Source organism: Piscinibacter defluvii (genome assembly GCF_004011805.1).
In the GTDB taxonomy this organism is placed as follows: Bacteria; Pseudomonadota; Gammaproteobacteria; order Burkholderiales; family Burkholderiaceae_C; genus Piscinibacter; species Piscinibacter defluvii.
In genome coordinates, this window is record NZ_RCHJ01000006.1 from 308,151 (window position 1) to 331,038 (window position 22,888).

Genomic DNA, 22,888 nt, shown 5'->3' on the forward strand with positions numbered 1-22,888 from the left:
CCGGCGCCACAGTGCGCGATTGCGGCGATGATCGCGAACGGCCGGAGAATTTCCGGCACCACCCCTCTCGCACCGGAACATGCAGCTCGACGCCAAGGCCTGGAAACTGCTCGCCGCGCTGCAGGCCGACGGCCGGGCCCCGCTGAAGTCGCTGGCCGCCGCGGCCGGCCTGTCGATCGCCGCCACCGCCGAGCGGCTCAAGCGCCTGCAGGAGGCCGGCGTGGTGCGCGGCATGCACGCCGACGTGGACCCGGCGCGCGCCGGCCGGCCGGTGCAGGCCATCGTCGGCATCACCACCGCGCAGCCGCACAAGCAGGCGCTGCTGAAGGCCCTGCGCGCCCGGCCCGAGGTGCTGGAGTGCCACCACGTGACCGGCGCCGACTCCTACGTGATGACCGTGGCGGTGCCCGACATGGCGGCGCTCGAGGCCTTCCTCGGCGACATCAACCGCTGGGGCGAGACGCGCACGGCGATCGTGATGTCGACGCCGATCGCGCGGCGCGGTCTTCAGGCGCCGTGAGGCGCCGGCGCGAAGCTCGCGTCGATCTCGTTGAACAGGGCCTCCGGCTCCGGCGCCGCGTACGGCCCGGTGCCGCTGTGCTCGGCACGCGAGGCGGGCACGAAGCCGCCCTGGCGCACGTCGAACACATGCACCTCGCCGTCCTCGATCACGTAGTGCCAGCCATGCAGCGCGAGCCGGCCGGCGTCGACCTGGGCGCGCACCATCGGGTAGGCCATCAGGCGCTCGAGCTGCAGCACGACGGCGCGCTGCTCGGTGCGGCGCAGCGCCTCGGGCGACACCTGCACCGGCAGCACCGCCTCGCGCCCGAGCTCGAGCCAAGCGGCCAGGTTGGTGGCCTGCGCCGGCACGCCCTCGTACAGCGCGCGGATGCCGCCGCAATGGCTGTGGCCGCAGACCACGATGTGCGCGACGTTCAGGTTCAGCACCGCGAACTCGATCGCGGCGGCGGTGCCGTGGTAACCCGCTGAGCCATCGTGGGGCGGCACGAAGGCCCCGACGTTGCGCACGATGAAGAGGTCGCCGGGCCCGGTGCCCGTCAGCAGGTAGGGCACCAGGCGCGAATCGCTGCAGCCGATGAACAGGATGGTCGGGTGCTGGCCCTCGCGCACCAGGTCCTCGAACTGCTGCCGCGCCCCGGGGAAGGTCTGGTCGGTGAAGCGGCGCAGCCGCTGCAGCAACTCGTCGGGCATGGACGGGGGCTACTGGACGAGCGGCGTCTGGGCACCGCCCAGCACCTGCAGGTACTGGTGCAGCGCGGTGGCGAAGGCCTGCTGGCGCAGCGCCGCCTCGACCGCGCCGCGCACCGCCTCGAAAGGCAGCGCCTCGCCCGGCTCGCGCTGCAGCACCTCGACCACATGCAGGCCGAAGCGGCTGTGCACCAGGCGCGGCAGCACGCCGACCTCGGCGTGGCCGAAGACCTCGCGCGCGAACTCGGGCGCGCAGTCGTCGGCCACGAGCCAGCCGAGCTCGCCGCCCTGCGCGCCGCTCGGGCAGTTGGACAGCTCGCGCGCCGCGGCCGCGAAGGCCTCGCCGGGTTGCCCATCGTGGCAGCGCAGCTCGAGCAGGCAGGCCTCGGCACGGCGCCGCAGCGCGGCCACGTCCACGCCCGGCGTCACCGCGAACAGCACGTGGCGCAACTGCACCCGCTCGCCGCGGCTGTAGCGCGCCGCGTGCGCCGCATGGTGGCGCCGGCAGGCCTCTTCGCTCGGCGCGGGCACCTGCACCGCGCGGTCGATCAGGGTCTCGATGGCCCGGGTGGCCGCGGCGCTGATCACGCCGTCCGCGGCGGGCGGGTCGGCCGCGTCGAGCAGGCCGGCGCGGATCGCCTCCTGGCGCAACAGCTCGGTGCAGTGGTCGATCGAATCGTGCTTGTCCATGTCAGCGCCCCGTCGGCAGGTTCAGTCGCCGCGCCCGCACCACCTGGTAGGGCCGCACCAGGTAGGCCAGCGTGCCGAAGCCGCTCCACACGTGCACCAGGCGGGTGAACGGGAAGATCAGGAAGATCGTCATGCCGAGCACCATGTGGGCGCGGAACACCGGGCCGACGCCGGCCATCAGTTCGGCCGCGCCGCCGCGGAAGGTGGCGATGCGCTGCGCCCATTCGGCCAGCACCAGCATCATGCTGCCGTCCAGGTGCTGGGCCGACAGCGGCACCGTCGCCAGCCCGAGCGCGAACTGCAGCCACAGCAGCACCAGCAGCACGATGTCGCTGGTCCTGCTGGTGGCGCGGATGCGTGCGTCGGCCAGGCGCCGGTGCAGCAGCAGCGTGAGCCCGACGATGCCGAGCACGCCGAAGATGCCGCCCGAGACCATCGCCAGCAGCTGCTTGGCGCCGGCCGAGAGGAAGGGCTCGTAGACGAAGTGCGGCGTCAGCATGCCGAACGTGTGGCCGAACAGCAGGAACAGGATGCCGAGGTGGAACAGGTTGCTGCCCCACTTGAGCTGGCCGGCGCGCAGCAGCTGCGACGAGTCGCTCTTCCAGGTGTACTGGTCGCGGTCGAAGCGCAGCAGGCTGCCGAGCAGGAACACCGCGAGGCAGAGGTAGGGGTAGACGCCGAACAGCAGCGTGTCGAGCCAGGCCTTCATGCGTGGGCTCCTTGGGTCGGATGAGTCTGGGGGGGCTTGCGGACGATCTGCACCGGCTGCGGCGTGCCGGGGCGGGCCTGGCCCTGGGTCGAGCAGCCGTCGAAGGCGGCCGGCTCCTCCCAGGCCTCGTCGAGCGCCGGCTCGCTCGCCACCGGCACGGCCTGCGCCTTCTCGCCGGCCAGCTCGATCACCGCGCCGAGCACGCTGGCGTACGGGCTGCCGCGCTCGAGCAGCGCGCTGAACACCTTGGCGAGCAGGTGCGCCGTCTCGGCCAGGAACTCGCGCGCGGCGCGCGGCGCGAGCGTGGAGGCGAACTCGAGCAGCACGCACAGGTGGTCGGGCAGCTCGTCGGGGCCGAACAGCAGGCCCGCCTGCTCGTAGGTGCGGATCAGGTCGATCATCGCCGGCCCGCGATCACGCGAGTCGCCGTGCACATGCTCGAACAGGTGCAGCGAGGTGCTGCGGCCGCGGTCGAACAGCTCGACGTAGACGGCCTCGGCCGCGAGCGGGTCGCTGGCGGCCAGGCCGTCCATCAGCGTCTCGAGTTCGGCGCGGCGCGACAAGCCCAGCGCCCGCTCGGAGCGCAGCGCCTCGCGCAGCTCGGGCAGGTGGGCACGCAGCTCGGCATCCGGGTAGGCGAGCAGCCTGGCAAGCACGCGCAAGCTCAGCCGCGCGTCGGGGGGAGCGAAGAAGTCCATGCTCAGACCTCCGCCTTGATCGGGATGGTGCGGCGCTTGCCGCCGCCGAACAGGCTGACGTCGCTCGAACCTTCCGAGCAGCCGTTGCCGAACGAGAAGCCGCAGCCGCCGCGCACGTCGAAGGCGTTCTCGGCGTACTCGCGGTGCGTGCTGGGGATGACGAAGCGGTCCTCGTAGTTGGCGATCGCCATCGTGCGGTACATCGCCTCGACCTCGGCCTCCGTCAGCCCGACCTGCTGCAGCGCCGCCAGGTCCGGCGTGCCGTCGACATGCTTGCCGCGCTGGTAGGCGCGCATCGCCAGCATGCGCTCGAGCGCACGCACCACCGGCACGGTGTCGCCCGCGGTCAGCAGGTTGGCGAGGTACTTGATCGGGATGCGCAGCTGCTGCACGTCCGGGATCTGGCCGTTCACGCCCACGTGGCCGGCGTTGGCCGCGGCGGTGATGGGCGACAGCGGCGGCACGTACCAGACCATCGGCAGCGTGCGGTACTCCGGGTGCAGCGGCAACGCGACCTTCCACTCCACCGCCATCTTGTAGACCGGGCTCCTGCGCGCCGCCTCCATCCAGGCGTCGGGAATGCCGTCGGCACGCGCCTGCTCGATCACGGCCGGGTCGTTCGGGTCGAGGAAGATGCCTAGCTGCGCCTCGTAGAGCTCGCGGTCGTGCGCGACGCTCGCCGCCTGCTCGATGCGGTCGGCGTCGTACAGCAGCACGCCGAGGTAGCGGATGCGGCCCACGCAGGTCTCGGAACACACCGTCGGCTGGCCCGCCTCGATGCGCGGGTAGCAGAAGATGCACTTCTCGGCCTTGCCGGTGTTCCAGTTGTAGTAGATCTTCTTGTACGGGCAGCCCGACACGCACATGCGCCAGCCGCGGCACTTGTCCTGGTCGATCAGGACGATGCCATCCTCCTCGCGCTTGTAGATGCTGCCGCTCGGGCAGCTCGCCACGCAGGCCGGGTTCAGGCAGTGCTCGCACAGCCGGGGCAGGTACATCATGAAGGTGTTCTCGAACTGCCCGTAGATGTCCTTCTGCACCTCGTCGAAGTTCTTGTCCTTCGAGCGCTTGGAGAACTCTCCGCCCAGGATCTCCTCCCAGTTCGGGCCCCACTCGATCTTCTCCATGCGCTGCCCGGTGATGAGCGAACGCGGGCGCGCGGTCGGCGCGGCCTTCATCTCGGGCGCCGACTGCAGGTGCTCGTAGTCGAAGGTGAAGGGCTCGTAGTAGTCGTCGATCTGCGGCAGGTTCGGGTTGGCGAAGATGCGCATCAGCAGCTTCCACTTCGCGCCCTGGCGCGGCTCGATCGAGCCGTCGGCGTTGCGCACCCAGCCGCCGTTCCACTTGTCCTGGTTCTCCCACTCCTTCGGGTAGCCGATGCCGGGTTTGGTCTCGACGTTGTTGAACCAGGCGTACTCCATGCCCTTGCGGCTGGTCCAGACGTTCTTGCAGGTGACCGAACAGGTATGGCAGCCGATGCACTTGTCCAGGTTCAGCACCATGCCGATTTGTGCGCGGACCTTCATGCCACTTCTCCGTCAAGCCAGTCGACCTTGTTCATCTTGCGCACCACGACGAACTCGTCGCGGTTGGTGCCGATGGTCCCGTAGTAGTTGAAGCCGTAGCTCAGCTGCGCGTAGCCGCCGATCATGTGCGTGGGCTTGAGCACGATGCGCGTCACCGAGTTGTGGATGCCGCCGCGCGTGCCGGTGATCTCCGAGCCCGGCGTGTTGATGATCTTTTCCTGCGCGTGGTACATCAGCACCATGCCCGGGTTGACGCGCTGGCTGACCACCGCGCGTGCCGCGATCGCGCCGTTGATGTTGAACAGCTCCACCCAGTCGTTGTCGGCGATGCCGGCGCGCTTCGCGTCGTCCTCCGACAGCCAGATCACCGGCCCGCCGCGGTTCAGCGTCAGCATCATCAGGTTGTCGCTGTAGGTGCTGTGGATGCCCCACTTCTGGTGCGGCGTGATGAAGTTCAGCAGGATCTCGGTGTTGCCGTTGCCCTTGATGCCGTGGATGCCCGCGGTCGTCTTCAGGTCCACCGGCGGGCGGTAGCTGACGAAGCCCTCGCCGAAGGCGCGCATCCAGGGGTGGTCCTGGTAGAACTGCTGGCGCCCGGTGAGCGTGCGCCAGGGGATCAGCTCGTGCACGTTGGTGTAGCCGGCGTTGTACGAGACCTTCTCGCTCTCCAGCCCGCTCCAGGTGGGCGAGCTGATGATCTTGCGCGGCTGCGCCTGGATGTCGCGGAAGCGGATCTTCTCGTCCTCGCGGTGCAGTGCCAGGTGCACGTGCTCGCGGCCGGTGGCCTTGGACAGGGCCTCCCAGGCCTTGACCGCCACGTGGCCGTTGGTCTCGGGCGCGAGCTGCAGCACCACCTCGCAGGCATCGATGTCGCTGTCGATCCTCGGCATGCCGCAGGTGGCGCCGGGCTCGGTGACCACGCCGTTGAGCTCGGCGAGCTGCTTCACCTCGTCCTGCGTGTTCCAGGCGATGCCCTTGCCGCCGTTGCCCACCTTGGTCATCAGCGGCCCGAGCGCGGTGAAGCGCTTGTAGACGTTCGGGTAGTCGCGCTCGACCACCGTCATCTGCGGCGCGGTGAGGCCGGGAATGAGCTCGCACTCGCCCTTCTTCCACTCCTTCACGTCGAAGGGCTGGGCCAGCTCGGCCGGGCTGTCGTGCATCAGCGGGGTCAGCACCAGCTCCTTCTCCACGCCCAGGTGCCCGACGCAGACCTCGCTGAACTTCTTCGCGAAGCCCTTGTAGATGTCCCAGTCGCTGCGCGACTGCCAGGCCGGGTCCACCGCCGTCGACAGCGGGTGGATGAACGGGTGCATGTCGCTGGTGTTGAGGTCGTTCTTCTCGTACCAGGTCGCGGTGGGCAGCACGATGTCCGAGTACAGGCAGGTGGTGCTCATGCGGAAGTCGAGCGTCACCAGCAGGTCGAGCTTGCCCTCGGGCGCCTGGTCGTGCCAGACCACCTCCTCGGGCTTGGCGTCGTCCGGGCCCAGGTCCTTGCCCTGCACGCCGTGCGTGGTGCCCAGCAGGTGCTTGAGGAAGTACTCGTGGCCCTTGCCCGAGGAGCCGAGCAGGTTGGAGCGCCAGACGAACATGTTGCGCGGCCAGTTGGCCGGCGCGTCCGGGTCCTCGCAGCTCATGCGCAGCGCGCCGCTCTTCAGCGCGGCGCTCGCGTAGGCCTTGGCGTCCTGGCCCGCCGCGGCGGCGTCCTTCACCACCTGGATGGGGTTGGTCTGAAGCTGCGGCGCCGAGGGCAGCCAGCCCATGCGCTCGGCGCGCACGTTGTAGTCGATCATGCTGCCGCCGAAGGCCGCCTTGTCGGCCAGGGGCGAGAGCACCTCCTCGACGCCGAGCTTCTCGTAGCGCCACTGGTCGGTGTGGGCGTAGAAGAAGCTGGTGCTGTTCTGCTGGCGCGGCGGGCGGATCCAGTCCAGCGCGAACGCGAGCGCGGTCCAGCCGGTCTGCGGGCGCAGCTTCTCCTGGCCCACGTAGTGCGCCCAGCCGCCGCCGCTCTGGCCGATGCAGCCGCACATCATCAGCATGTTGATGATGCCGCGGTAGTTCATGTCGCAGTGGTACCAGTGGTTCATCGCGGCGCCGATGATCACCATCGACTTGCCGCGTGTCTTGTCGGCGTTGTCGGCGAACTCGCGCGCCACGCTGATCACCTGCGCCCGCGGCACGCCGGTGATGCGCTCCTGCCAGGCCGGCGTGTAGGGCGTGTCGTCGTCGTAGCCGGTGGCCGCGGTCTCGCCGTCCAGGCCGCGCGCGACGCCGTAGTTGGCGAGCTGCAGGTCGAACACCGTGGCGACGATGGCCTCGCGCTTCTCGCCGGCCTTGCCGAGCGTGATGCGCTGCACCGGCACCGTGCGCACCAGCACCTCGCCGTCGCGCTGCGGGCTGGCGGTGAAGTGCTCGGTCGCGCTGCCGGCGAAGTACGGGAAGGCCACCTGCGCGGTCTGCGCGCTCGGGTGATCGCCCTCGAGCACCGAGAGCTTGAGCGTCACGTCCCGGCCGTGGCGCGCCTCCCGGGCCTCGAGGTTCCACTGGCCGGCGTCGGCGCGCCCGTCCGGGCCCCAGCGGAAGCCGATCGCGCCGTTCGGCAGCACGACCTTGCCGACCGCGTCGAAGGCCACCGTCTTCCATTCCGGGTGGTTGGCCTGGCCGAGCTTGCCGTTGAAGTCGCTCGCGCGCACGTAGCGGTCGGGCACCAGCGCCGTGCGCCCGTCGGGCAGCTGCTGCTCCTTCAGCAGCACCAGCATCGGCAGGTCGGTGTAGCGGCGCGCGTAGTCGTCGAAGTAGGCCGACCGCCTGTCGACGTAAAACTCCTTCAGGATCACGTGGCCCATCGCCATCGCGAGCGCGGCATCGGTGCCCTGCTTGGGGTGCAGCCAGAGGTCGCAGAGCTTGCTGATCTCGGCGTAGTCGGGGGTCACCGCGACCGTCTTCGCGCCCTTGTAGCGCACCTCGGTGAAGAAGTGCGCATCGGGCGTGCGCGTCTGCGGCACGTTGCTGCCCCAGGCGATCAGGTAGGTGCTGTTGTACCAGTCGGCCGACTCGGGCACGTCGGTCTGCTCGCCCCAGATCTGCGGGCTCGAGGGCGGCAGGTCGCAGTACCAGTCGTAGAAGCTCATGCACACGCCGCCGATCAGCGACAGGTAGCGCGAGCCCGCGGCGTAGCTGACCATCGACATCGCCGGGATCGGCGAGAAGCCGATGATGCGGTCCGGCCCGTGCTTCTTGATGGTGTGCACGTTGGCCGCGGCGATGATCTCGTTGACCTCGTCCCAGCTCGAGCGCACGAAGCCGCCCAGGCCGCGCACGCGCTGCCAGTCGCGCCGCTTCGCCTCGTCGCCCACCAGGCTGGCCCAGGCGGTCACCGGGTCGTGCTGCAGGCGCGCCTCGCGCCAGGCCTTCAGCAGCCGGCCGCGCACCAGCGGGTACTTCACGCGGTTGGCGCTGTAGAGGTACCAGCTGTAGCTCGCGCCGCGTGCGCAGCCGCGCGGCTCGTGGTTGGGCATGTCCCAGCGCGTGCGCGGGTAGTCGGTCTGCTGCGTCTCCCAGGTGACGATGCCGCCCTTGACGTGGATCTTCCACGAGCACGAACCGGTGCAGTTCACGCCGTGGGTGGAGCGCACCACCTTGTCGTGCGCCCAGCGGTCGCGGTAGGCGTCCTCCCAGGTGCGGTCTTCGCCGGTGGCGACGCCGTGGCCGCCGGAGAAGGCCTCCCTGGGCTGCTTGAAGTAGGTCAGTCGATCGAGGAAGTGGCTCATGGAAATTCCTTCAGGGGTTCTTCACGTAGGCGTTGCGGCGCAGGTAGAACCACCAGTTCAGCACCAGGCAGACGGCGTAGAACACGGCGAAGCCGTACATCGCGGCCTGCGGCGTGCCGGCCTTGATCTGGTTGCCGATCACGATCGGCGCGACGAAGGCGCCGTAGGCGGCCACCGCCGAAGTCCAGCCCAGCACCGGGCCGGCCTGGGCGCGGTCGAAGATCACGCCGATGGTGCGGAAGGTCGAGCCGTTGCCGATGCCGCTGGCGGCGAACAGCAGGATGAACAGGCCGAGGAAGGCCGGGAAATACTGCTCCGGCGTGGCCGACTGGTAGGCCTGCATCATCACGTAGCCCACCGCGGCCGAGGCCACCACCATCACCGCCGAGATCACCTGCGTGACGATCGAGCCGCCGAGCTTGTCGCTGATCCAGCCGCCGATCGGGCGCACCGCGGCGCCGACGAAGGGGCCGATCCAGGCGTAGGTGAAGGCCGAGGGTGCGTTCGGGTTCTTCAGCGCGTGCTGCAGCACGCCGTTCGCATCGGGCACGTGGCTGATGCCGAAGATCACCGCGATGGACAGCGGCAGCGCCATCGAGAAGCCGATGAAGGAGCCGAAGGTGACGATGTACAGCGCCGTCATCGACCAGGTGTGCTTGTCGCGGAAGATCGCGAACTGCTTCGCGATGTTCTCCTTCATCGGGCCGAAGGCGGCGAGCTTCATGATCAGCAGCGCCGCGACGATGTCCAGCGGGATCGCCACCCACATGCTGATCAGGCCGAGCCCGGTGGGCTTGGGCAGGTAGAGGTACAGGCCGAGGATCGAGGGGATGAAGGCCAGCGTGTAGAGCCAGGTGATCTTGGCGAACGCGACGACGGGCGCGCCGGTGTCGGGCGAGACCGTCTTCAGGTTGTTCATGCCGAACCAGCACAGCACCGCCAGCGGCACCAGCGAGAGCACCCAGGCGAAGCCGGCGTTCTGGATCCAGGTCGGCGTGCCGGCGGCGATCTTGCCGAGGATCCAGCCGCTGTCCTTCAGCAGCGTCATCGGTTCGCCGCCGACGGCGCCGAACAGGCCGACCGTCATGACGAGAGGGATGACGACCTGCATCGTCGTGACGCCGAAGTTGCCCAGCCCGGCGTTCAGCCCGAGCGCCGTGCCCTGCAGCCGCTTCGGGAAGAAGGTGCTGATGTTGGACATCGAGCTGGCGAAGTTGCCGCCGCCCACGCCCGACCACAGCGCCATCAGCTGGAACACCCACAGCGGCCAGTCCTTGTGCTGCAGCGCGATGCCGGTGCCGATGGCCGGCGCGAGCAGCATCGCGGTGGTCAGGAAGATGGTGTTGCGCCCGCCCGCCAGGCGCACCAGGAAGGAGGCCGGGATGCGCATGGTCGCGCCGGCGATGCCGGCGATCGCGGTCAGCGTGAACAGCTCGGCCTGCGTGAACGGGAAGCCGAGGTTGAGCATCTGCACGCTGATGATTCCCCACATGCCCCAGACCGCGAAGCCGCACAGCAGCGCGGGCACCGAGATCCAGAGGTTGCGGTAGGCGATCTTCTTGCCTGTGCTCTCCCAGAAGGCGTCATCCTCCGGGCGCCAATCCGCGATGTCGGGGCCACTGGGCGCGCGTGCGGACGCGCCAGTGACGGTGGTGGTGTTCATGATGGTTCCTCGAAGAAGCTCAGCGTGCGAACGCCTGGGAACGCGGACCGATGACCTCGGTCTTGCGCACCTCGGTCCAGTACATCCAGATCAGCGAGACCCAGACCACGCCGTACATCAGCATGAAGGCGCTGGAGCGGATGCCGGTCAGGTCCATCAGCGCGCCGAACATGATCGGCAGCACGAAGCCGCCCAGGCCGCCGGCCAGGCCGACGATGCCGCTGATCGCGCCGATGTTCCCCGGGTAGTCGTCGCTGATGTACTTGAAGACACTCGCCTTGCCGAAGGCCCAGCAGATGCCCAGCACGAACATCAGCGCGGTGAAGGCGTAGACGTTCAGCCCGATGTGGAAGGTCTTCGCGCCGTTGACGGTGAGGATCGTGAAGTCGGTCTGCGGGTAGGAGAGCAGGAACAGGCAGATCCAGCTCACCCACATCACCCACCAGGTGACGCTGTGCGCACCGTACTTGTCGGACAGCCAGCCGCCGATGGCGCGCAGCACGCCGCCGGGCAGCGAGAAACACGCCGCCAGCAGCGCCGCGGCACGGATGTCCAGGCCGTACTCGCCCACGTAGTACTGCACCATCCACAGGCTCAGCGCGACATAGCCGCCGAACACGATCGAGTAGTACTGGCAGTACTTCAGGACCTTGGGGTCCTTCAGCGCCTTGAGCTGGTCGGTGAACTTGGTGTGCGCGGGCACCCGGTGCGCCGGGTCGCTGTGGCTGAAGAGCCAGAACACGATCACCGTGCCGAGCATGATCGCGGCGTAGACGGTCGGCACCATGGTCCAGCCGAAGGCGACCACGAGCGCCGGGGCCACGAACTTGTTGACCGCCGCGCCCGAGTTGCCGGCGCCGTACACGCCCATCGCGAAGCCCTGGCGCTTTTTCGGGAACCAGCGCGCCACGTAGGGCGTGCCCACCGAGAACGAACCGCCGGCCAGGCCGACGAACAGGCCGATCACGAGGAAATGCCAGTACGCGGTGGCGTACGACATCAGGAAGATCGCCGGCACCGTGGCGGCCATCAGCACGGCCATCACGATGCGGCCGCCGTACTTGTCGGTCCAGATGCCCAGCGGCACGCGGATCAGCGAGCCGGTCAGCACCGGGGTGGCGGTCAGCAGACCGAACTCGGTGGCGTTCAGGTTCAGCGCCTTCTTGATCGGGATGCCGATCACGCCGAACATCATCCAGACCATGAAGCACACGGTGAACGCCAGGGTGCTGACGATCAGCACCGAGAGCGCCTGGCCCTGCTTGCTCATGAGGTTCCCCGTCTCGTTCCCATGCCGGCACTCTAGGAATACGGGGTCGCGGGCGGCATCCGTCGGGCGTACGCCCGGGCGCGGCGCGGAAGAACGAGGGCGACGCGCCGGCGCATCGTTCCAAAGAACGACCCCGCCCCCTGGATCGCCGCGGCTTGACACGGCGCAAGGCGGAATCGAGATCTCCCCACTACAGGCGGGCGCCCGATTGCCGAAATGCAGCGGACCGCCGGACGCGTCTTTCGCGCCGGCGCATCCCCATGGCCGCAGCCCGAGACACGCTCCTGACCCTGATCCTGAAGCCCGGCATGAACCTCATGCGCCGGCTGCACTTCCCGGCCAAGATGGTCTTGATGGGCCTGGTGCTGACGGTGCCGCTGGGCTGGCTCACGGTGCAGTCGCTGCGTGACCACCACCAGCGCCTGCAGGACACGCGCAGCGAGGTACAAGGTGCCGGCCTGGCCGCGCCGCTGCTGGACCTGATCGTGCTGACCCAGAAGCACCGCGGCCTGCTGAACCGCGCGCTGGCCGGCGATGCCTCGGTCGACGCCGCACTCGGACAGACGCGCCACCGCCTCGGCGCGGCGATCGACGCCACGCAGCAGCGCCTGCAGGCCCTGCCGGCGCTCGCCCTGGAGCCGGCCTGGGCCCCGCTGGCGCGCGAGCTGCGCCGCCTCGTCGCCGGCGAGCACCCGCGCGACATGCGGGCCAGCTTCCAGCTGCACAGCGAGCTGGTCGAGGCGCAGCGGCGCCTGCTGCTGCAGTGCGCGGACCGCAGCCAGCTGCTGCTCGAACCCGACGCCACGCCGTTCCACCTGATGCACCTGGCGATCGAGCAGGTGGTGCCCTGGAGCGAGGCACTGGGCCGCATGCGGGGCGAGGGGGCGGCGCTGCTGCGCCAGGGCGTGCGCGAGCCGGCCGAGCTGCACAGCGTGTTCTCGCACCAGCACCTGCTGACCCATCAGATCGCCTCGGCAACGCTGTCGGTCGAGGCGCTGGCCAGCCGCGGCGAGGCGCGGCCCGCCGGCTTCGACGCCGCCGTGCAGCACTCGCGCGCCTTCGCCGAGCGGCTGGAGGCCAGCTTCGCGCCCGGCGCCACGGCCGAGCCGGGACCGTTCTTCGATGCCGGCAGCGCGGCGATCGAGCAGGTGGTGGCCACCGGCCAGGCCGCCATCACGCGGCTCACCGAGCTGCTGGCGCAGCGCGAGGCGCGCCTGCAGCAGGAGTTCGTGCTGGCGCTGGCCGCCGGCCTGGGCACGCTGCTGGGCGTGATCTACCTGAGCGTGGCGTTCTTCCGCACCTCGTTCGGCGCGGTGCGCGTGCTGCAGTCCTCGGTGGCGCAGCTGGCGGCGGGCGACTTCGCGGCGCGCATCCGGCTGCGCGGCACCGACGAGCTGGCGGTGGTCGGCACCACGCTGGACGGCATGACCGGTCGCATCTCGCAGATGGTGTCGGACATCCGCAGCAATTCGTCGATGGTGGCGCAGGCCGGCCTGAAGCTGTCGGAGGACAGCCGGGCACTGTCCGAGCGCACCGAGGCGCAGGCCTCGAGCCTGGAGCAGACCGCCGCCAGCGTGCACCAGCTGACCACCGCGGTGGAGGAGACGGCGCGTGCCGCGCAGGACGCCGACCGGCTGGCCGGGCACCTGAGTGGCGTCGCCGGTGCCGGCGGCGAGGCGATACGCGCCGCGGTGGACTCGATGAACGACATCCAGGCCAGCTCACGCCGCGTGCAGGAGATCATCGGCGTGATCGAGGGCCTGGCCTTCCAGACCAACATCCTGGCGCTGAACGCCGCCGTCGAGGCGGCGCGCGCGGGCGAGCAGGGGCGCGGCTTCGCGGTCGTGGCCGCCGAGGTGCGCACGCTGGCGCAGCGCAGCGCCGCCTCGGCCAAGGAGATCAAGGCGCTGATCGGCGACTCGGTCGCGCACGTCGACACCGGCGTGCAGGAGATCGGGCGCTCCAGCCAGACCTTCGCCGAGATCGCCGGCGGCGTGCGCGAGGTGGCGGACAAGCTGCGCGGCATCAGCGCCAGCGCCGGCGAGCAGAGCGCCGGCCTGGCGCAGGTGTCGCAGGCGGTGCAGCACATCGACCAGCTGACGCAGCAGAACGCGCAGATGGTCGAGCAGGCGATGCACAGCTCGGCGCAGCTGAGCGAACGCGCCGAGCGGCTGGCGCGCGCGGTGGCCTCGTTCCGGCTGCGCCAGGGCAGCGCCGACGAGGCGCTGGCGCTGGTGCGCAAGGCGGTGACGCTGTACCAAGGGCACGGCGAGGCGGCGCTGCAGGAGATCACCCACGCGCCGGCCGGCTGGGTGGACCGCGACATGTACGTTTTTGCCTTCGACCGCAGCGGCATCTACCGTGCCTTCGGCGGCAACCCGGCGAAGGTGGGGAGCTCGGTGCGCGACGTGCCGGGCGTGGACGGCGACCGGCTGGTGCGCGACGCCTTCGACCGGGCAGCGCACGGCGGCGGCTGGGTCGACTACGACTTCAGCAACCCGGCCACCGGCGCGGTGGACCTGAAGACCTCGTATGTCGAGCCGGTCACGCCGGACCTGGTGATCGGCTGCGGCGTGTACAAGTCGCGCGACCAGGCGGTGCAGGCGCCGGTGCTGCGCGTGCCACCGGCCCGCGCCGAGCAGCGCCTGCGCCCGGCCGCCGCCTGAGCCTCGGCGCCGGCTCAGGGCCGGGCGTCGCGGCGCGCCGCCGCGCGCACCAGCGCGGCGAGCAGGCGCGGCAGCCGCACCGGCTTGGGCCAGTACTCGCGCGCGCCCAGGCTCATCGCCTTGAGCACCTCCATCGACAGCGTGTCGCCGGTCAGCAGCACGACGTCGAAGCGGCCGGAAGCGATCGGCTCGCTGAGCGCGCGCACCACGTCCAGGCCGCTGGCCGGGCCGAGCTTCATGTCCAGCAGCACCAGGTCGGGCGACTGCTCGCGCGCCATCCGGATGCCCTCGTCCGCGCCGCCAGCCTGCAGCAGCCGCACGCCGGGCAGGCCCTCCAGCAGGCCGGCCAGCAGGGCCTGGCTGATCGGGTCGTCCTCGATCGCGAGCACGGTGCCGCGCACGCCCTCGGGCGCGTCGCCGTCGAGCGGGACAGGCTCATTCATGGGCGCGCACGCGCCAGCGCGTGCCGGTCAGGTCCAGCAGGCCGCGCTCGATGCGGCGCGCGATCGTGCTGGTCATGCGCGGGCCGACGAAGGTGTAGCCGCCGTCCTCCCAGATGCACTCGCCGTGGAAGTACTTCAGGCCGGTGTCGCCCTTGAGCACCTTGGCCAGCAGCGGCTTGAAGGTGTCGCCGGCCGACGGGCCGAGGTAGGGCGCGCAGCGGCGGTGGCCCAGGCAGAGCAGGTACTGCACCTTGACGTCGGGCCGGTTCTTGACGAGGCGGAACTGCTCGATCACGCGGTTGCGCACGCGGCGCCGCTCGGGCGTGTCCTCGGGCTCGGCCGCGGCCTGCTGCTGCGCCTGCGCCTGCAGCTCCTCGAAGCGGCGCTGCGCGGCGTCGAGCGCCGCCTGCCAGGCGCGCTCGAGTGCGCCGCTCCAGGGCGCGGCGGCGCGGCCGATCGCCTCGGCCGCCTGCTGCGCGGGTTTGGGCGCCGCGCCTTCCTTGCGCGCGGCGGCGAGCCATTTCGAGGCCGCCTGCGCCGCGGCCTGCGCCTGCTGCTGCAGCGGGCGCAGGCGCCGCTCGCCCTCGCTGCGCAGCTGGGCCACGCGCAGCTCGGCGGCGGCCGCGTCCGCCAGGCCGTCGAGCGCGAGCAACCCCCAGGGCACCGCCTCGTGCGCCTTCTGCAGCCCGCGCAGCGCCTCGGCCACGCCGGCCGGCTTCGCCTTCGCGAGCACGCCGGCCTGGCGCTCCCAGGTGGCGGGGCTCAGTTCGGCAGGCAGGTCGGTGGCGGCACTCATCGGCTGCGATGTTGCCGGTGCGATCGGGCCGGCACGCGGCTAGTCCTTGCCGGCAGCGCGGGAAAGCGGCTCAGGCCAGCCCGTGCCCGCTGGCCAGCACGGCGGCCTGCACGCGCGAGGCCACGTCGAGCTTGCGCAGCACGTGCTGCACGTGGATCTTCACGGTGGTCTCGGCGATGCCGAGCGCGCGGGCGATCTGCTTGTTGCTCTCGCCGCGCGCGATGCCGCGCAGGATGTCGAGCTCGCGCGGCGACAGGCTGGCCAGCGGCGAGGCCGGGGCGGCCGGCGCGGCCGGCGCCCGGAAGGCGGCCAGCAGCTTGCCCGACATCTCGTCGGCGATCACGCTCTCGCCGCGCATCGCGCGCCGGATCGCGTTGGCCAGCGCATCGCCGTCCATGGTCTTGAGCAGGTAGCCGCAGGCGCCGGCGCGCAGCGCGGCGGCCAGGTCCTGCTCGTCCTCGCTGACGGTGAGCATCAGCACGCGCGCGGCCGGCGCGGCGTCGCGCAGCGCAGGCAGCGCGTCGACACCGTTCACGCCGGGCAGGTGGTTGTCGAGCAGGATCAGGTCGGGTTGCAGCGCCTGCGCGCGGCGCTGCGCCTCGCCGGCATCGCCCGCGTCGCCGACGATCTCGAAGTCCGCCTCGCGCGCCAGCAGCGCCATCAGCCCGCGGCGGAACAGCGTGTGGTCGTCGACCACCAGGATCCGGATCACGCCGCCTCCGCCAGCGCGCCGGCCACGGCCGGCAGCGTCAGCACCACCGAGCTGCCGCGCCCGGGCGTGGAGAACAGCTCGAGCGTCGCGCCCAGGCGCGCGGCGCGTTCGGCCATGATGCGCAGGCCCACATGCGTCTCGTCCGGCGCGCCGTGCTCGGCGTCGAAGCCGACGCCGTCGTCGCGCACCTCGAAGCGCCAGCGCGGCTGCTGCTGCACGTCGAGCCAGACCCGGCTGGCCCGGGCGTGCTTGCGCACGTTCGACAGCGCCTCCTGCACGATGTGCAGCACCTGCACCTGCAGGTCGGGCGGCAGCGGCAGGCCCTGGCCGTGGCTCGTGTACTGCGCCGCCAGGCCGCTCTGGTGCTCGAACTTGCGCAGCGTGGTCTGCAGCGCCGGCTCGATGTCCTCGGCGTTGGTGCGGGTGCGGAAGTGCATCAGCAGCTCGCGCACGTCGCCGTAGCTCTCGCGCACGCCGGCGTCGATCTCGCCGGCCACCTGCGCGAGGCGCGCCTGGTCGCCGGCGGCCAGTGCGTCGCGCAGCAGCTGCACCTGGATCTTCAGGAAGGCGAGCGACTGCGCGATCGAGTCGTGCAGCTCGCGCGCGATGAAGCTGCGCTCCTGCGCCACGGCGGCTTCCTTCTCGAGCGCCACCAGCCGCAGGTTCTCCATCGCGCCGGCCAGGTGCGCGGCCAGCGCCTCGAGCAGCGAGCGCTCGGCTTCGCCGACCGTGACCTGGGCATCGAACAGCAGGTCGACCTCGCCCATCAGGCGCTCGTGGTGGCGGATCGGCACCGACACCACGGTCTGGTAGCCGGCCTGGGCACAGTGCGCCAGGCCGGGTGCGCCGCTGCGGATCGGGATCACGCGCACCGCGTCGCCGGCGCTGCCGCAGTGGCACTGGCCGGCGCGCACGCAATGCTCCCCGTCGGCGATCGTGGCCGGCAGCCCGTCGCTGGCCAGCAGCAGGAAGCGCTCGCGCGCCTCGTCGGCCCAGCGCAGCACCGCCGCGTCGGCCCGCGCCACGCGGCGGATGCGCTGCGCGAAGCCGCGCGCCAGCGGCTCCAGCGCGGTGGCGCCGGCCACCAGCGCAGTGACGTCGTACAGCGCCTCGAGCCGCTCGCGCTTCTCTTCCAGCTGGGCGGTCTTCTCGGCCACCTTGGCCTCGAGGTGGCGGTACATCTGCTGCAGGTGCTCGGCCATCTGGTTGAAGCCGTCGGCCAGGGTGCCGAACTCGTCGCGCGTGGTCCGGTCCACGCGCGCACCGAAGTCGCCGGCCTGGATGCCCTCGATGGCGCGCTTGAGCTCGCCCACCGGCTCGAGCACGAAGCGGTAGCCGCTGTACACGAGCACCGCCGCGCCGACCACCGCCAGCGCCATCATCGCGGTCTGCAGCAGGTGCATCAGCGCGGTCCAGCGCGACAGGTGGCCCTCGATGGCCCGCACCAGCGCGTCGATGTGGCCGGTGAACGCGGCCGCCTCGGCACGCAAGGCGGGCGGGTCGTCGACCGGGCCCGCGCCCCAGCGTGCGCGGAAGCGCTGCCAGTCGGCCTCGACCTGCGCGAAGCGGGCGCTGCTCTCCTCGTCCCAGGGCAGGAACAGCGGACGCTCGGGGTCGCCGTGGCGCAGCAGCGCGACGCTGCGGTCGAACTCCCCGATCAGCGCGGGCACGGCGGCGCGGTCGCCGGTGCCGGCCGACAGCGCCAGGCGGTAGGCCTGCATGCGCATCCGGCCAGCCTCGTTGACCGCCGCGGCCCCGCCGTCGAGCTGCCACGAGACCCACAGCGTGGCGCCGATGGTCGCCAGCGCCAGCAGCAGGAAGGGCAGTGCCACCAGGCCGAGCTTGGTGCCGAGGGTCCACGAACGGCCGGAGCGCATGGCAGGCAGTCTAGGCGGCAGAGGGCCCGAAACCTTGACTTCGGTCAATCGCGATCAGGCCAGCGCTCAAGGCTCGGGCGTCAGGGCCTGCACGGCCGCCTCGGCCAGCCGCTGCCAGCGGGCATGCGGCCAGTTCTTCAGGTAGCGCTGGAACTGCCGCCGGGTCGAGGACACCGCGAAGGCCTGCGGGCCGACGCTCTCGACGATCTGGCGGCAGCTCTCGGCCACGCGCTGCGCCGCCTCGCCGGCCTTGTAGCCGCGGCCCTGGTAGACGCTGCCCAGCAGGTCGAGCTCGGCCAGCGTGCCGAGCGCCCAGGCGCGCGCCTCCCCGGCGCTGCCGCGCAGCTGCCATTCGGCGACCTGCCGCGCCGCCCGCCACCAGTCGCCGTAGCGCTCGCGCAGCGCCGCCTCGCCGCCCTCGGGCAGCAGCGCGGGCGTGCTGCAGACCGAGAGGAACTGCGTGGCCGCCCAGTGGTTGGTCGGGTCGGTCTCCAGCGCCTGCCGGTAGGCGTCGCGCGAGGCGCGGTAGGCCTGCAGCGCGCATTCGGCGGCCTGCGGGTCGGCGCCGCCGCGGGCCCGCCCGGCCCAGGCGATCGCGATGCGCTTCTCGCTCGCGCCGCGCATGCCCAGCGCCTCGGCATGGGCGCGCGCCTGCTGCAGCCGCTCGGCCTTCGCGGCCGTCTCCAGACGTCGCGCGCTGCGCTCGATCCAGCTCTCGTGCTCGGCGCGGATCGCCTCGGCCAGCTGGTCGAACTCCGCCGCCTGGGCCGCGCCGAGCGCGTCGCGTGCGGCCAGGGCATCCATGCGCTTGAAGCGCACGTCCAGGCGCGCGCGCACCTGGCGGTCGCGGAAGGCCTCGACGCGGGCCTCGAAGTCCCACGGCGACACCGCATAGGCGACGATGCTCGCCCAGTCGTGTGCATGGGTGACCTCGGTGCTCAGGCGCTGGCGCAGCAGGTGCAGCACGCGGCGCGGGTCCTCGCCGGCGAGCAGCCGGCCGTACAGCGTGTCGACCGCGACGTTCGAGCCGCTCATGTAGAGCGGGAACTGCGAGGCCACGACCCACGGGATGCCGGCCTCGTGCAGCGCGTGCGCGATGCTGCCGCCGGGCACGATCACCGAGTCGACCGCGCCGGAATCGCAGGTCGCCAGCGACACCAGCACCGGCCGGCCCTTGCGCGCGCCGTCGACGCCGGCGCCGCACAGCGCGATCGCGAGCGTCTTGCCGTCCACCACCTGCGGCTCGTCGGAGCCGGCGCCGGCGCGCAGCGCGATGCCGTAGACGCCCTGCTCCGATTCCTTGGTCTCGGCGCCATGGGCCAGCAGGTGGACATGGGTGTAGTCGTTGCGGCGGCACTCGTCGGCGATGTCCTTCAGGCTCGCCTCGGGCAGCACCGTGAGCAGGCCGCGCACGCTCGGCAGGCGGTCGGCGGGGGCGTCGCCGATCTCCACGTAGGGCTCGATCGCGCGCCGCAACGCGTTCACGTGCTCCTGCGCCGGCACCGGTGCCAGGCCGCGCGGCGTGGCGAATGCGAACAGGATGCGCGGCTTGCGGTCCCAGGGCACCTCGACCGGCTCGTTGCGGCGGATCTCGCGCGTGATCACGGTCGGCGTGTGCAGCAGCAGCGGCGCGCCCGAGCCGGGGAAATGGTCCGGCGCGATGGCAGCCTCGAAGGGCACCATCGAGAGCTCCAGCGCGGAGATCGACAGCCGCAGGTGCGCCAGCGCGCTGCCGTCGCGACCGAGGCCGTGCAGCGCGCTCTGCAGCCCCGGCACCTGTCCGAGCACGCGGCCGACCGCCTCGCCGAGCTCGCGCAGTTCGGCCTCGCGCTGCGCCGGCGGCACGGGCACGCCGCCCTGCACGTAGCGCAGGCGCGCCAGCCGGGCCAGCAGCTGGCGGTGCTCCCAGGGCAGGAACACCGTCTGCGGCGCCGACGCGCCGCCCAGCGCGATGTAGGGCGTCAGCGGCGAGAGCAGCTGGTTGTGTGCCGGGCCGCCGCGCAGCAGCTCGATCTTGGTGGAGCGGATGTCCGGCATGACGCTGCGCTCAGCCACGGCGCAGTTCGCCGAGCACGGTCGGCGCCGCCTTGCCGTCGCCCTCGATGCGGTTGAGCCGCCCGCGCACGCCGGCGCCGTCGGCCGCGATCTCGATCTCGGTGGTCCAGTCCAGCACCAGCGGCTGGCCGCCGACCTGCGCGGCATCGAGCGTCGCCATGCGGCCGTCGATCAGCGTGTCGTAGACCGGCTTGAACGCGGCCGTGTCGCGCAGCATCGCCTCGGTGAAGCGCATCAGCCGGATCCAGGTGCCGCTGTTGAAGTAGAGCCGGCCGTCGTCCAGGCGCAGCGCGCGGGCCAGGTGGGTGTGGCCGGTGACCACGATGTCGACGCCCGGGCCGACGGTCTTCATCACGTCGGCGCAGGTCGCGTCCGGGTCGGCCGGGTCGAAGGTCTTGTCGCCCTTGAGCCAGTCGAGCAGCGCGCGGCGCAAGGCCTCCGGCTTGTCGATGCCGCGGATCCAGCCGGTCAGGCGGTCCCAGATCAGCTGCCCGGTGCCCAGCGTGGCGTCGCCCGGCGGCGCCGCCGGGGCACCGGCCAGCTGGCCCTCCGCCGCCAGCAGCATGTCGTCGGCGGCGCGATGCGGCTGCTGCGCCGCGCGCAGGTTCGGCCCGAGCAGCTGCTCGAGCGCGGCCGGCGTGGCGCTGGCGGCGGCCGCCGGTTCGGCGAAGCCGTCGGCCGGCAGCCGCTGGTCGAGCTGGCCCTGGCCGCGCACCTGCTCGCCGACGATGCCCACCAGCTCGCCGAGCTTCTGCATCTGGCCCGGATCGATCACCATCAGCGTGCCGACCGCCGCCGAGTTCTCCGGCTTCAGCAGGTCGATCCACGCGTAGCGCCGCTTCACCGCGTTCATGACCTCCTTGACCATCTTGGTGCCGGCGTTGGGGCGCCACTGCGCGCCGTCGAACGGCTGGTCGGCGTTGAGCCGCCGCCCGACACGCGCCAGGTCCTCGTAGCGGTTGTAGTTCCACGCATCGACCTCGTTGCCGTGCGTGCAGTAGACGCGCGCCTCGCCGACGCGGCAGGTGTAGCCGGCGCCGGTGGTGGAGAACTCGACGCGCGCACGCGCGGCCAGGTCGTCGCCGGCCAGGCGCGCCAGGATCAGCCGCTGCACCGCCGGGAAGGCGACCTCGATGTCGTGGTTGCCGATCACGAACACCAGGCAACGCCCGGGGGTGCGCGCGAACTGCGCCAGCGCGTCCCAGATCGGCCCGAACGACTCGTCGCCCATGATGCGGCCGACCACCTGCTGCGACTGCTCGATGGCGACGTAGGCCCCGCCCAGGTCTTCGGCCAGGGTGTCGAACACGTCGCCGTTGAGCACCAGCGCGACCGACTCGCCGGGGCGCTCGGCGGCCAGCCGCCGCACGTAGTTGGCCAGCCGTCCGGCCTCGCGCAGGATCTGGAAGCCGGGCTGGCCGCCCATGTGGATGTCCGAGATCACGTGGATCGCGGCGTGTTGCGGCAGTTCGACGAGGCTCATCACACGGCTCCGGGTTCGCGGCGGTGGCGGATCATCGGCACCGGCGCTCGGCCGTGTCAATGCCGCAGCTCATCCGCGATCCCCATTGCGCGGGACGCGCCGGCACGCGCATGATCGACGCCCATGCTTCCCTACGACGCCACCCGCGAGGCGCTATACCGCAGTGAACGGCGCGCCACGCTGTTCGTGGCCGGTGCGGTGCTGCCGCTGCCGCAGATCGCGATGGAGGCGGCCCGGCTCGCCTACGTGCGCGCCGAGACCCTGCCGGCCGAGCGGGCGCGGCTCGACGAGGCGCTGGGGCGTGTCGGCTTCGGCCCGGTCACGCTGTTCGTGCACGCGGACAGCGGCAGCTATGCCTACGGCACGCGGCGCAGCAGCGACGGCACGCGCCTGGTCGCGTTCCGCGGCACGCAGCCCGACGACCTGGACGACCTGCTGACCGACCTGAACTTCCCGCCCGTCGAGTGGCCCGAGACCGGCGGCCGCGTGCACGCCGGGTTTGCGCGCGCCTGCCGCGGCCTGCGCGCCGAGGTCGAGGCCTGGCTGGGTGGCGCCGGCAGCGGCAGTGGGGCGCTGGTGCTGACCGGGCACAGCCTGGGCGCGGCGATCGCCACGCTTTCGGCAACGCTGCTGCGGCCCTCGCTGCTCGTCACGCTCGGCTCGCCGCGGGTCGGCAATGCCGGCTTCGCCGCGGCGCTGGATGGCGTGCCGGGTGCGCGCTACGTCAACTGCACCGACATCGTCACCCGCGTGCCGCCGCCGGCGCTCGACTACGTGCACGTGCGCGCGCCGAGCTACATCGATTCAGCGGGCCGCCTGCGCGAGGATCCCTCCGAGGCGGCGATGGAGGCCGACGGCCGCCGCGCCAAGCTGGCGTACCTGCTGCAGCAGGCCTGGTGGCCGGGCCACGTGGGGCTGCGCAGCTTCGCCGACCACGCGCCGGTCAACTACCTGCGCGCCTTCTTCTGACACCGCGCCGGCCTCGATCAGGATGCGGGCGCCGGCGCGCTCGGCCCCGATCAGCACCTGCGCCCGCGGCGCGAGCAGCATGTGCTCGCCGGCATCGAGGAAGTGGTCGTCGGGATCGCCGCAACGGGTGATCCAGACGCGGCCGGCGGCCACGCGCAGGCGCACCGGTTCGTGCTGCTGCCAGCGCAGCAGGCGTCCGGGGGCGAGCTGAAGCTCGACGGGGGGTTCGAAGCGGAGCATGGCGACATCCTCGAGTGGCTGGGTCGCCAGTGTTCCGCCGGGCGCGCCGGCGCAACAGCGCCAGCGCTGCCCGAACTGCGCCAGCACAGAAGGGTGCCAGCGCCGCTCTGTACCG

Annotated in this window: 17 protein-coding genes and 1 pseudogene; 3 read left to right on the top strand and 15 right to left on the bottom strand. The window is 71.6% G+C overall.

Annotated elements, in window-relative coordinates:
• The first annotated feature begins 79 nt into the window (after positions 1 to 79).
• Complete coding sequence (locus D9C15_RS19135; RefSeq protein ID WP_128000053.1) at positions 80 to 520, top strand: Lrp/AsnC family transcriptional regulator; 441 nt, start codon at positions 80 to 82, stop codon at positions 518 to 520.
• Here the strand turns inward: D9C15_RS19135 and D9C15_RS19140 are convergent.
• Genes D9C15_RS19140 through D9C15_RS34365 form a run of 8 tightly spaced genes read right to left on the bottom strand, consistent with a single transcriptional unit; the run spans position 508 to position 11,532 of the window.
• On the bottom strand, positions 508 to 1,212 hold the full coding sequence (locus D9C15_RS19140) for a carbonic anhydrase (protein WP_128000054.1): 705 nt from the start codon (positions 1,210 to 1,212) through the stop codon (positions 508 to 510). The two genes, D9C15_RS19135 and D9C15_RS19140, sit on opposite strands and share 13 nt — an antisense overlap.
• A gap of 9 nt (positions 1,213 to 1,221) precedes the next feature.
• Positions 1,222 to 1,899: a peptidylprolyl isomerase gene (locus D9C15_RS19145; protein WP_128000055.1), complete on the bottom strand. Its 678-nt coding sequence runs from the start codon at positions 1,897 to 1,899 to the stop codon at positions 1,222 to 1,224.
• A 1-nt stretch (position 1,900) separates the two neighbouring features.
• Positions 1,901 to 2,608 (bottom strand): respiratory nitrate reductase subunit gamma, encoded by a 708-nt coding sequence (narI, locus tag D9C15_RS19150; RefSeq protein WP_128000056.1) that lies wholly within the window; start codon positions 2,606 to 2,608, stop codon positions 1,901 to 1,903.
• Positions 2,605 to 3,306, bottom strand: coding sequence for a nitrate reductase molybdenum cofactor assembly chaperone (gene narJ / locus D9C15_RS19155; protein WP_128000057.1), 702 nt, complete (start codon positions 3,304 to 3,306; stop codon positions 2,605 to 2,607). The genes narI and narJ overlap by 4 nt, the downstream gene beginning before the upstream one ends.
• Before the next feature lie 2 nt (positions 3,307 to 3,308).
• The gene (gene narH / locus D9C15_RS19160) at positions 3,309 to 4,832 is read right to left on the bottom strand and encodes a nitrate reductase subunit beta (RefSeq protein WP_128000058.1); all 1,524 of its coding nucleotides are present in this window, start codon (positions 4,830 to 4,832) and stop codon (positions 3,309 to 3,311) included.
• Positions 4,829 to 8,599: a nitrate reductase subunit alpha gene (locus D9C15_RS19165; protein WP_128000059.1), complete on the bottom strand. Its 3,771-nt coding sequence runs from the start codon at positions 8,597 to 8,599 to the stop codon at positions 4,829 to 4,831. Before D9C15_RS19165 ends, narH begins: the two co-directional genes overlap by 4 nt.
• Before the next feature lie 10 nt (positions 8,600 to 8,609).
• Complete coding sequence (locus D9C15_RS19170; protein ID WP_128000060.1) at positions 8,610 to 10,262, bottom strand: MFS transporter; 1,653 nt, start codon at positions 10,260 to 10,262, stop codon at positions 8,610 to 8,612.
• Positions 10,263 to 10,281: 19 nt separating this feature from the next.
• Positions 10,282 to 11,532 carry an MFS transporter gene (locus tag D9C15_RS34365; protein WP_128000061.1) on the bottom strand — a complete coding sequence of 417 codons (1,251 nt, stop codon included), beginning with the start codon at positions 11,530 to 11,532 and terminating at the stop codon, positions 10,282 to 10,284.
• Between the two features lie 260 nt (positions 11,533 to 11,792).
• On the opposite strand from D9C15_RS34365, the gene D9C15_RS19180 reads away from it, so the two are divergent.
• Entirely contained in the window at positions 11,793 to 14,198 is a 2,406-nt protein-coding gene (locus D9C15_RS19180; RefSeq protein WP_128000062.1) for a methyl-accepting chemotaxis protein, read from the top strand.
• Between the two features lie 14 nt (positions 14,199 to 14,212).
• Here the strand turns inward: D9C15_RS19180 and D9C15_RS19185 are convergent, their stop codons facing one another.
• The 6 genes from D9C15_RS19185 to D9C15_RS19210 form a co-directional block, all read right to left on the bottom strand.
• Positions 14,213 to 14,641, bottom strand: coding sequence for a response regulator (locus D9C15_RS19185; RefSeq protein WP_128000063.1), 429 nt, complete (start codon positions 14,639 to 14,641; stop codon positions 14,213 to 14,215).
• Positions 14,634 to 15,437: a hypothetical protein gene (locus D9C15_RS19190; RefSeq protein WP_128000064.1), complete on the bottom strand. Its 804-nt coding sequence runs from the start codon at positions 15,435 to 15,437 to the stop codon at positions 14,634 to 14,636. Before D9C15_RS19190 ends, D9C15_RS19185 begins: the two co-directional genes overlap by 8 nt.
• A gap of 70 nt (positions 15,438 to 15,507) precedes the next feature.
• Entirely contained in the window at positions 15,508 to 16,149 is a 642-nt protein-coding gene (locus D9C15_RS19195) for a response regulator (protein ID WP_375138808.1), read from the bottom strand.
• Entirely contained in the window at positions 16,146 to 18,026 is a 1,881-nt protein-coding gene (locus D9C15_RS19200) for a type IV pili methyl-accepting chemotaxis transducer N-terminal domain-containing protein (RefSeq protein WP_128000065.1), read from the bottom strand. The genes D9C15_RS19195 and D9C15_RS19200 overlap by 4 nt, the downstream gene beginning before the upstream one ends.
• 66 nt (positions 18,027 to 18,092) lie before the next feature.
• On the bottom strand, positions 18,093 to 20,081 hold the full coding sequence (locus D9C15_RS19205; RefSeq protein WP_205854841.1) for a CHAT domain-containing protein: 1,989 nt from the start codon (positions 20,079 to 20,081) through the stop codon (positions 18,093 to 18,095).
• Entirely contained in the window at positions 20,074 to 21,564 is a 1,491-nt protein-coding gene (locus D9C15_RS19210; protein WP_128000066.1) for a metallophosphoesterase, read from the bottom strand. Before D9C15_RS19210 ends, D9C15_RS19205 begins: the two co-directional genes overlap by 8 nt.
• A gap of 123 nt (positions 21,565 to 21,687) precedes the next feature.
• On the opposite strand from D9C15_RS19210, the gene D9C15_RS19215 reads away from it, so the two are divergent.
• Positions 21,688 to 22,533: a lipase family protein gene (locus tag D9C15_RS19215; protein WP_128000067.1), complete on the top strand. Its 846-nt coding sequence runs from the start codon at positions 21,688 to 21,690 to the stop codon at positions 22,531 to 22,533.
• Between the two features lie 51 nt (positions 22,534 to 22,584).
• Here the strand turns inward: D9C15_RS19215 and D9C15_RS34590 are convergent.
• Positions 22,585 to 22,773, bottom strand: a pseudogene (locus tag D9C15_RS34590) (DUF2917 domain-containing protein); the annotation flags it as partial.
• Positions 22,774 to 22,888 lie beyond the last annotated feature (115 nt).